Annotated in this window: 11 protein-coding genes and 1 tRNA gene; 8 read left to right on the top strand and 4 right to left on the bottom strand. The window is 69.5% G+C overall.

The window, feature by feature from the left end; all coding sequences use genetic code 11:
* Positions 1-252 precede the first annotated feature (252 nt).
* Positions 253-1,275 (top strand): Yip1 family protein, encoded by a 1,023-nt coding sequence (locus ACWGIG_RS15395; protein WP_453322080.1) that lies wholly within the window; start codon positions 253-255, stop codon positions 1,273-1,275.
* A 112-nt stretch (positions 1,276-1,387) separates the two neighbouring features.
* Here ACWGIG_RS15395 and ACWGIG_RS15390 read toward each other — a convergent pair whose 3' ends face one another.
* The 3 genes from ACWGIG_RS15390 to ACWGIG_RS15380 form a co-directional block, all read right to left on the bottom strand.
* Positions 1,388-1,885: a phosphoribosyltransferase gene (locus ACWGIG_RS15390; RefSeq protein WP_453322079.1), complete on the bottom strand. Its 498-nt coding sequence runs from the start codon at positions 1,883-1,885 to the stop codon at positions 1,388-1,390.
* Between the two features lie 20 nt (positions 1,886-1,905).
* Positions 1,906-2,481 (bottom strand): dCTP deaminase, encoded by a 576-nt coding sequence (gene dcd, locus ACWGIG_RS15385; RefSeq protein WP_362412568.1) that lies wholly within the window; start codon positions 2,479-2,481, stop codon positions 1,906-1,908.
* 86 nt (positions 2,482-2,567) lie between these two features.
* On the bottom strand, positions 2,568-2,777 hold the full coding sequence (locus tag ACWGIG_RS15380) for a hypothetical protein (RefSeq protein WP_453322078.1): 210 nt from the start codon (positions 2,775-2,777) through the stop codon (positions 2,568-2,570).
* A 123-nt stretch (positions 2,778-2,900) separates the two neighbouring features.
* On the opposite strand from ACWGIG_RS15380, the gene ACWGIG_RS15375 reads away from it, so the two are divergent.
* Positions 2,901-2,974 (top strand) — tRNA-Gly (locus ACWGIG_RS15375).
* Between the two features lie 224 nt (positions 2,975-3,198).
* On the opposite strand, the gene ACWGIG_RS15370 is transcribed toward ACWGIG_RS15375, so the two are convergent.
* The gene (locus tag ACWGIG_RS15370) at positions 3,199-4,086 is read right to left on the bottom strand and encodes an alpha/beta hydrolase (RefSeq protein ID WP_453322077.1); all 888 of its coding nucleotides are present in this window, start codon (positions 4,084-4,086) and stop codon (positions 3,199-3,201) included.
* Positions 4,087-4,236: 150 nt separating this feature from the next.
* Between ACWGIG_RS15370 and ACWGIG_RS15365 the strand changes: the two genes are divergently transcribed.
* The 6 genes from ACWGIG_RS15365 (at position 4,237) to ACWGIG_RS15340 (ending at position 9,102) form a co-directional block, all read left to right on the top strand.
* Positions 4,237-5,109 carry a helix-turn-helix domain-containing protein gene (locus ACWGIG_RS15365; protein WP_453322076.1) on the top strand — a complete coding sequence of 291 codons (873 nt, stop codon included), beginning with the start codon at positions 4,237-4,239 and terminating at the stop codon, positions 5,107-5,109.
* A 250-nt stretch (positions 5,110-5,359) separates the two neighbouring features.
* Entirely contained in the window at positions 5,360-6,022 is a 663-nt protein-coding gene (locus tag ACWGIG_RS15360; protein WP_453322075.1) for an HAD-IA family hydrolase, read from the top strand.
* Positions 6,023-6,130: 108 nt separating this feature from the next.
* Entirely contained in the window at positions 6,131-7,333 is a 1,203-nt protein-coding gene (locus ACWGIG_RS15355; protein ID WP_453322074.1) for a helix-turn-helix domain-containing protein, read from the top strand.
* A gap of 181 nt (positions 7,334-7,514) precedes the next feature.
* Positions 7,515-7,958, top strand: coding sequence for a hypothetical protein (locus tag ACWGIG_RS15350; RefSeq protein WP_453322073.1), 444 nt, complete (start codon positions 7,515-7,517; stop codon positions 7,956-7,958).
* Entirely contained in the window at positions 7,955-8,164 is a 210-nt protein-coding gene (locus ACWGIG_RS15345) for a hypothetical protein (protein ID WP_453322072.1), read from the top strand. Before ACWGIG_RS15350 ends, ACWGIG_RS15345 begins: the two co-directional genes overlap by 4 nt.
* A gap of 50 nt (positions 8,165-8,214) precedes the next feature.
* Complete coding sequence (locus tag ACWGIG_RS15340; protein ID WP_453322071.1) at positions 8,215-9,102, top strand: glycosyltransferase family 8 protein; 888 nt, start codon at positions 8,215-8,217, stop codon at positions 9,100-9,102.
* The last annotated feature ends 15 nt before the right edge of the window (positions 9,103-9,117 follow it).

Genomic DNA, 9,117 nt, shown 5'->3' with positions numbered 1-9,117 from the left:
GAGACGGGGCCGGTTCTGCCTCGGGGCGGAACCGGCCGCTCCTGCTTGCGCCGGGGCCGCAGAACGGCAGCCACGACCTCCCCGCGCCTCGTCCCGCACCTCGTCCCGCGCCTCCCCCTGCACCTCCTCCGGACAACCCCTCCGGAGAACCCCCCGGGGTTCCCCTAGGGGATGTCACAGCTCGGCCGCAAAGGACCTCCGCTTTCCCACTGCCCGGTCCGGGGCCCATCCGGAGCGGGTACGTTCATTCGCGTGGCTGGATTCAGGATCGGACGCGGCCGGGACAACCGCACGCAGCAGGAACCGCAGCGGCAGCAACCGCAGCAGCAGCCGTACGGGGGGCAGCAGGCACCGCCTCACCCCCAGTACGGCCAGCAGCAGTGGCCGCAGGCCCAGGGGAACGCCGGTTACGGCGACGCCCCCAGAGGCCCTGGCGGATACGGCAACGGCGGATACGGAGGCGGGGGCTCCGACGAGCCGGAGTACTTCGGCGACCCGCACCCCCAGGGCGGCTACGACCCCCGCGGCGGCCAGGCCCCGTACGGCCACGACCCGTACGGCCAGGGCGGACACCCGCGCGGCCCGCACCCGCAGGGCTCGCACTCGCCGGGCTCCCCCGCCCACGACCCGTACGCCAACAACCCCGGTCACACCCAGGCCTTCAGCGTCAACGAGGACCCGTACGGCGACGGCAACACCTACCAGGCGGGCAACAACCCCGCCCCGCCGGCCGGCCCCCGCCTGCACTGGAAGCAGTTGCTCTCCGGCATCGCCACCCGCCCCGGCGCGACGTTCTGGCAGATGCGCGACCACCAGGTCTGGGTCCCGGCGCTGATCGTCACGTTCCTCTACGGCCTGCTCGCGGTCTTCGGCTTCGACAAGGCCCGCGAAGAGACGATCAACTCGACGTTCGCCAGCGCCATTCCGTACGTCCTCACGACCGCAGTCGCGATGATCATCTGCGGCCTGGTCCTCGGCGCGGTGACCCACACCCTCGCCCGCCAACTGGGCGGCGACGGCTCCTGGCAGCCCACCGTCGGCCTCTCCATGCTGATCATGTCGCTGACGGACGCCCCCCGCCTGCTCTTCGCGCTCTTCCTGGGCGGCGACAACAGCCTCGTCCAGATCATCGGCTGGGTGACCTGGCTGGCCGCCGGTGCCCTGTTCACCTCCATGATCAGCAAGTCGCACGACCTGCCGTGGCCGAAGGCCCTGGGCGCCTCCGCGATCCAGCTGGTCGCCCTGCTCTCGCTGATCAAGCTGGGCACGCTCTGACAGCACGCACCGCACGAGAAAGGGCCCGGAGCGAAGAGGTTCTTCGCTCCGGGCCCTTTCTCGACTCATTGCTGACGCGCCGACTCACCTGCTGACGCGCCGACTCACCTGCTCACGAGTCGAGAACCTGCCCCGCCCGCCGCACGACGGGCTTCTCCACGGACCACGGGAAGTTGATCCACTCGTCGGTCCGCTTCCACACGTACTCGCACTTCACGAGCGAATGCGACTTCTCGTAGACCACCGCACTGCGCACCTCCGCCACGTGCTCCAGGCAGAAGTCGTGCACCAGCTTCAACGTCTTACCGGTATCAGCGACATCGTCCGCGATAAGAACCTTCTTATTGCTGAAGTCGACGATATTCGGAACCGGTGCGAGCATGACCGGCATTTCCAGAGTGGTCCCCACCCCGGTGTAGAACTCCACATTCACCAGGTGGATGTTCTTCACGTCGAGCGCATAAGCCAGCCCACCCGCGACGAACACACCACCGCGCGCGATGCTCAGGATGATGTCGGGCTCATACCCGTCGTCGGCGATCGTCTGCGCGAGCTCGCGGACCGCGTTCCCGAACCCGTCGTACGTCAGATTCTCTCGTACGTCACTCATACCGTCACCCATACCGGCTGTCACACCTGTGTCCGATGGAAATTGAGGAAGGACCGCGAGGCCGTCGGCCCACGCTGCCCCTGGTAGCGGGATCCGTACCGCTCGGACCCGTACGGAAATTCAGCCGACGAGCTCAGCTGGAACAGACACAGCTGACCGATCTTCATCCCCGGCCACAACTTGATGGGCAACGTCGCCAGATTCGACAATTCCAGCGTCACGTGCCCGGAAAACCCAGGGTCGATAAATCCCGCGGTCGAATGCGTCACCAGCCCGAGCCGCCCCAGCGAGCTCTTCCCCTCAAGCCGCGAAGCGAGGTTGTCGGGCAGCGTGATCGTCTCGTACGTCGACGCGAGCACGAACTCGCCCGGATGCAGGATGAACGCCTCTTCCCCGTCCGGCTCCACGAGCCGCGTCAGGTCGGCCTGCTCCACGGCGGGGTCGATGTGCGGGTACCGGTGGTTCTCGAACACCCGGAAGTAGCGGTCCAGCCGCACGTCGATGCTCGACGGCTGCACCATGGATTCGTCGTACGGATCAATACGTACTCGTCCGGCGTCGATCTCGGCCCGGATGTCCTTGTCTGAGAGAAGCACCCACCGAGGATACGCAGAGCGCGCGGGCCCGCCCCAATCGGACAGCCCCACGCGCCTGAACCACTACGTACCGCTACCTGCTGCCACTACTGCTTTTCGGCACCCATCACCGGCACGGCATGCCGAAGCCGCGCGCACCGAGGACAGCGAACGAGCCTCCCCGGCCCGATCCGCCCCTCACCGAGCTGCCGCAACGGGAACGAAGAGGTGCTGAACACGTGCCCTTCGGCACAGCGGACGACGGTGCGATCCATCAAGTCCCTTCCCCAAACCACGCGTGGACGAAGCTGCCACATTAGGGGATATACAGGACGCCCCGCCAAGCGGCACTCCGTACCTCCACCCACCGGTCCCGCCACCGGGATCCCGACATGGGGTACAGTGTCCGACGATGCGGCAACAGCTCAACGGCCGCCTCTGCGGGTGTAGTTTAATGGTAGAACATGAGCTTCCCAAGCTCAGAGCGCGAGTTCGATTCTCGTCACCCGCTCCATAGAAAAGCCCCAGGTCAGAGACCTGGGGCTTCCTTGTTGTCTAGACCATTTCGGGCTCGCGTGCCATAACTCCCCTGACGACGCGTCAGGTTGAGCCGTGGGGGCGGGGCGCAGACGGGCTTGCCAACCTCGCCCTCGCCCCCGGGGACACCCTGCCCTGGCCGGGGTTACTGTCCGCAGCGCGAGCAAGGCATCCGCCGGATGGCCGGCCACGCCCGCCGCCTCAGGCGAGGTGCTTGCGGAAGAACTCGACCAGCTTGGCGACGGCAGGGGTCACGTACAGGTCGCGGTCGTACAGGTCGACGTGCGTGGCGCCCTGGACGAGGAACAGCTCGGCGTTGCCGGGGCTGTCGGCGACGGCCTTCTCCGAGAACCCACGGGTCACCGCCTCGGTACCCGCGATCATGAGCAGCGGGCGGGGCGCGATCTTGGCGACGTCGGCGAAGGAGTCGAACTGGTCGAGGAGGTCCGCGCTGCGCACGACCATGTCTCCCGTCGAGCGCGGGTGGCTGCCTCGGGACGTCTTGTAGTAGTCGACGAACTCAACCGTCGGGGCGGGAGTGTCGGCGTCGGCCTTCTCCGGCAGCACGGCGAACGTCGCCGCGGGCTCCCCTGCGGCCTCGGCGCTGCGGAGGTTCCCGGAGGCCGCCACCATCTGCTGCCAGCCCTCGGGGTCGGCACCCCGGAAGAAGCTGGGGACGTCGGTCCCGGACACGCCTGCCACGGCCTTCATACGGTGGTCGGTCTGGGCCGCGTAAGGCACGTACGCGCCCGAGCCGCACACACCCATCACGCCGATACGGCCGGAGTCGACCTCGGGGCGGGTGGTGAGGTACGAGACCGCCGCACGGAAGTCCTCGGCGCGCTGGAAAGGGTCCTCCAGGCCGCGGGGCAGGCCCTCGGACTCGCCCTGGAAGGCGGCGTCGAAGGTCAGCACCGCGAAGCCTTCCTCGACGAGGCGCGTCGCGTACGCCGCCGACGCCTGCTCCTTGACGCCGGTCGTGGGGTGGCCGACGACGATCGCGGCGAGCGGGCCGGTGACGCCGTCGGGAAGGTAGAGGTGTCCTGCGAGCTGCAGGCCGTTGGTGGGGAAGCGGACGTCCGTCCTCATGTTCTGCTCCTGGGGATCATGGCTGGCGGCCTGCGATCTGCGGGCCTGGAACCACTGTCCGGCCGACGGCCCGGGCGCAGGAAGGTCGCACCGCTTCCTAGGAAGGATCTGTCCCAGGCAGAGCGCTTTGCCCGGTGCCATGCTGGACGGGTGACCGGATCAGCGCATCTTCGTGAGCTCGGTGAGCTCCTCAGGCATCGCCGTAGCCAGCTCACACCCGCGCAAGTCGGCCTCCCCGCGCGCGAGCACACCCAGCGCCGGGTGCCGGGGCTGCGCCGGGAGGAGGTGGCCGAGCTGGCCGCGATCAGCACCGACTACTACGTACGCCTGGAACAGGGCCGCCTGGCACCGTCGAAGCCCGTGCTGGAATCCCTGGTGCGGACCCTGCGTCTGAACGGCGACCAGAGGACGTATGCAGAAGGACTGGTCGAGCAGGCCGCCCGGTCCGGGCACCGCAAGACGCCGCGCCGGGCCGCCCGCCCCAAGGTGCACGCGCACCTGACCCGGTTGCTGGGCCAGCTCACCGACACACCCGCCATCGTCTTCGGCCCGAGGCTGGACATCCTCGCGTGGAACCCGCTGGCAGCGGAGCTGCTGTGCGACTTCTCGGTCGTGCCCGAGCCCGAGCGCAATTACGTACGCATGATCTTCACCGACCCGGTGATGCGCGAGATCTACCCGGAGTGGGAAGACGTGGCCCGCACGTGCGTCGAGGTCCTGCGGATGGAAGCCGGGACGAACCCGGCCGACCCGGCCCTCACGGCCCTCGTGGGCGAACTGGCTGTCGCCGATCAGCAGTTCCGGGTGTGGTGGGCCGAACACCGCGTCGCGCACCAGGACTTCGGCAGCAAGCGCATCACCCATTCGGTGGTCGGCGACCTCACCCTCGACTGGGACACCTTCCGCTACGTCGGCGCCCCGGAACAGCAGCTCGTCCTCTGGTCTGCCGAACCGGGCACGTCGGATGCGGCACGACTGGCCGAACTGGCCCACGACACGGCACAGCGACCGGGCCCTTCCTGAGCAGCGCTGCGGCTGAAGCTTCGACAAGTTGCGGAGCATCGGCCCCGGCGCCGCACCGGGGCCGACGAACCGGGGAGGGTTACATCCTCCGCCTGAGCGGCGCTTCTGCTGGCAATCTGGGAGCGGGCATCTGACCGAAGCAGCTCAGAGCCGGGCCTCCCAAGGGAGGCCCGGCTTCCCCACGTGACGAGGGAACAGAACTCCGCGCGGTAGCGTCGTCGTTGAGGTCAACGGAGAGGAATCCCGCAGCATGGCGCAGCGCACGAACACCGCTCACCCCGATACCCCGCGCGGTCTCATCCTGGACTTCGCCGGGGTACTGACGGGCGACCCGCGCCCCGTGCACCGCGCCTGGTGCGAGTCCGAAGGGCTCCTCGCGGAAGCCTGGCGAGCGACCCTGAACGACAACCCCGAGGGGCGGCAGCTGTACACGGCCCTGGAGATCGGCCAGATCGGCCAGGCAGAGTGGAACGAAGGAACCGCCACCCTGCTCGGCACGCACGTTGCCCCGGAGAATCTGATGGGACGCGCCTGGGCGAAGGTGCCGCCGGCCCGCCGGATGGCGGCGCTCGCCCGAGCAGCGAAAGGTGCGGGCTACCGGCTGGCGCTTCTGTCGAACAGCTTCGGCTTGGATCCCTTCAACCCGTATAAGCAGGCTGGCATTTGGGACCTGTTCGACGTCCACGTGGTCTCGGAGGTCGTGGGCCTGGCGAAGCCCGACCCGGCAATTTACGAGCTCACCCTCGACCGCCTCGGCCTGCCGGGTTCATCCTGCGTCTTCGTCGACGACCACCCGGTGAACCTCCCGCCCGCCGAGGCCCTCGGCATCACCACCGTCCTCGCGACCACCGAGGACGAGACGGTCGACGAGCTGGAGCGCCTGCTCGGGGTGAGCGCGGTCCTCCCGGTGTAGGAGCTTTCCGGCCAGTCCACCAACTCCCCTTCTCCCAAAGGGTGCACGTATCCGCTACGAAGTGGGTACGGTCCAAGCCTGGCTTGATCGGCCCGGGGAGTTACTGCCATGCAATGGTCGGAATACACCACCGCTGAACGACTCAAGACCCTCCGCAGCGGCATGACGCAGGAGCAGCTCGCGGAGGCCGCCGAGGTCTCGGTCGGTGTCGTACGGAAGCTGGAGCGCGGCGGCACCGCCTCCCTCCCCTCCCTGCTGGCCATCGCCTCCGCACTCGGGACCGACATCGCCGTACTCCTCGGGCAGCAGGCACCTCGCCGCTCGATGGACCGCGACGAGCGGGCGGCCCTGCGCACCCTTTCAGCCGCCACGCACGACGCCGCGATCGGCCTGCCCGCCGACACCGAGCCGGGCACGGTCGACGAGCTGCGCACCGTCGTCCAGCACGCGGATGCCGCCTACTGGGCGGGCCGGTACACCGAACTCGGCACCCTGCTCGCCGCGTTGCTGCCGGAGGCCCGCGCCCGGTACGACGCCGCCGGCGCCGAGGAGAGAGAAGCCGCAGCCGGTGTGCTGGCCGACGTCTTCCAGACCGCAGGCATGGCCGCGAACGTCTGGGGTTCACGGGACCTCGCGTACGCCGCCCTCACCTACGGCCGGCAGATCGCGGTTCAGACCGGGGACGACCTGCGCGAGGCACATCTCGCCGCCACGACCGCGTGGGTGAACCTCCGTGACGGGCGTACGGCGCAGGGCTTCGCGCTCGCCACCGCCCAGGCCGACCGGATCGAACCGAAGATGTCCGAGCACGACCCCGACCGGCTGTCGGTGTACGGGCAGCTCGTCACCAACGCCGCCGTGGCCGCCTCACGGGGAGGGGCCTCCGCCGACACGGCGCGCGAGTATCTCTCCCAGGCCCATGCGGTCGGCGCCCGCCTCGGCGGCGAGTACGCGCGCGGAGGCCACGCCCAGCCGTATGGACCGCTGTACGCCGCCACCCAGGCCATGAGCATCGCCGTGGCTCTGGGGGACACGGCGGGGGCGCTGCGGCTCATGGACACCGTCCGGCCGGACGAGACGGTGCCGCTCGCGACGCGGGCCCGCTACGGGCTCGACGTCGCCCTGACCCACGTGGAGTGCCGCAGGTGGGAGCGGGCAGCGGACACGCTGGAGGCGGTCTGCGCCATGGCACCCGGGTGGGTGCACCACCAGATGCTGCCGGGCGTGATCATCTCCCGGCTGGCAGGTGTGTCCGTGGGGCGACTTCGCGGACTCGCCCACGCGGCGGGCGTCCCGCTGGGCGTGCGCTGACCGCCACGATCCGTGGTAGTTCGGCAGGCGGGAGTTTGCCGACTGCCACGCTCCGTGGCAGTCGGCACCTCGCTGGTGGGCTCTTCCGATACGGGGCGTGACATCGCGTTCTCTCCCCAACTTCCTTCGTAGCCACGGCCCGTACCTGTTCGCGGGAGAGCGTCCTCAGCACGCTGGGGGCATGCCGAACTCCTCGCCCGGCGGCCTCGGGCACGTTCCCGTCGCCGTCTACTCCTGCGCCGCCGAATCCCCTGCCGTACACGAGGCAGAGCGTCGCGCTCGCCGCTACGCCGAGGCCCGCCACTGGCACGTCGCCGGGGTCTGGTCCGACGACGACCCCGCCATGCCCCTGGACACCCGGTCGGGCTGGTCGGCCATCACGGGCGCCCTGTCGTCCGGCCTGGTTCGCGGCATCGTCGTCGCCGGAGCCATGCACGTCACCGCCGACGCCGCCCAGTTCGCCGCACTCGGCGTCCTCATCCGCGACCGTGGCGGATTTCTGGCCGAGGCGACCAACAGCTCCTCGCGTCACACCCCCGGCCAGCACGAGCGCCGCCGCGTCCTCTTCGAGGCGGCGGCCAGCTGGACTCCGTGGGTGCGCCTCATTCCCGGAGGCGTCCAATGAGCGGCGTACGTGCGGAGATCGGCGATCTCGTCCAGGACAGCACCGGCGAGCAGGCGATCGTGACCGACATCAAGCAGAAGCGGACCTGGGTCCTGCGTCGACCGGCGGGCGGCATGGCGCACCAGTGGGAAACCGACGACCCCGACTCCCTCCACGTGCTGGAGACCCGAACCTCCCGGTCCGCACGCCGACGGGACGCACCTTGAGCGACCACCGCAGCCCATCCCCATCCCTGCCCCAGGAGAGCGAGCCCGCCGTGTACGCATTCGGCTTGTGCCTCGACCAGCGCTACCTCGTCCCCGGACTCGCTGCCATCAGCGCCCTCGCCGACAGCCTCACGCCACGGGCTCGTCGGGACGTGGCGCTGCGCGTCCTCACCCTCGACCTGACTCCGTCCGAGGCGGTGCTCCTCTCGCACCTCGCGCGACGCGTCGGATTCGGCTCGTTCGGCCTGGCCCACCGCTCCCCGCTGCGTACCGCGCGGATGGCCGACGCCGCGTACATCAGCGTCGCCACCTATCTGCGGTTCGAGTTCACCGCCGCGTTCGTCCGACGCCCGTACGTGATCTACGTCGATGCCGACACTCTCGTACGAGGCGACCTGAGCGCACCGCTGAACGACCTGCGCACGGGTGAGGTGGGCGCCGTACGGGACGAGTTCGGCCCGTCCGTCGGAGACAGCCACGCACTGCCGGGTGTCGCGGAGCGCTGGCCGCATCTGAAGGGAAGGCCGTACTACAACGCCGGAATGCTGTGGGCCCACGTCGCCGACCTGCCCCGGGTACGTCACGGAGTCGGTCACTCCCTGGCTCGGCGGCGTCGGCACATCCTCCACAACGACCAGGACGCCCTGAACCTCTGGCTCCTCCACACCGGCCGCGTCCGACCTGTCGGCCCCGGATACAACCGCTTCGAACTCGGCCGGTTCCTCGAACGCGGCAACTGGGTCCGCCGCGTCGTCGCCCGCAATCCGCGCCCCGACACCACCGCGCCCCTCGTCCACTTCGTGGGCCCCGAGAAGCCGTGGCAGGCCGACTGCCCGCGCACCGAGGACGTCCGGGAGTACCGCACGCATCTGCGACACACCATGCGACACGTCCGCGCCCTGGGCTCCGCCCACCCCGAGCAGCCGGAGCTCCGATGAACGTCTCTCCTGTAG

This window comes from Streptomyces sp. NPDC054863 (assembly GCF_053610825.1).
This window is presented reverse-complemented; position numbering and strand designations above follow the sequence as displayed.

Coding starts and splice junctions, on each gene's coding strand:
- ACWGIG_RS15390 (WP_453322079.1), bottom strand. CDS start 1,885: ATGAGTGACGTACGAGAGAATCTGACGTACGACGGGTTCGGGAACGCG.
- ACWGIG_RS15380 (WP_453322078.1), bottom strand. CDS start 2,777: ATGTGGCAGCTTCGTCCACGCGTGGTTTGGGGAAGGGACTTGATGGAT.
- ACWGIG_RS15370 (WP_453322077.1), bottom strand. CDS start 4,086: ATGAGGACGGACGTCCGCTTCCCCACCAACGGCCTGCAGCTCGCAGGA.
- ACWGIG_RS15360 (WP_453322075.1), top strand. CDS start 5,360: ATGGCGCAGCGCACGAACACCGCTCACCCCGATACCCCGCGCGGTCTC.
- ACWGIG_RS15355 (WP_453322074.1), top strand. CDS start 6,131: ATGCAATGGTCGGAATACACCACCGCTGAACGACTCAAGACCCTCCGC.
- ACWGIG_RS15350 (WP_453322073.1), top strand. CDS start 7,515: ATGCCGAACTCCTCGCCCGGCGGCCTCGGGCACGTTCCCGTCGCCGTC.
- ACWGIG_RS15345 (WP_453322072.1), top strand. CDS start 7,955: ATGAGCGGCGTACGTGCGGAGATCGGCGATCTCGTCCAGGACAGCACC.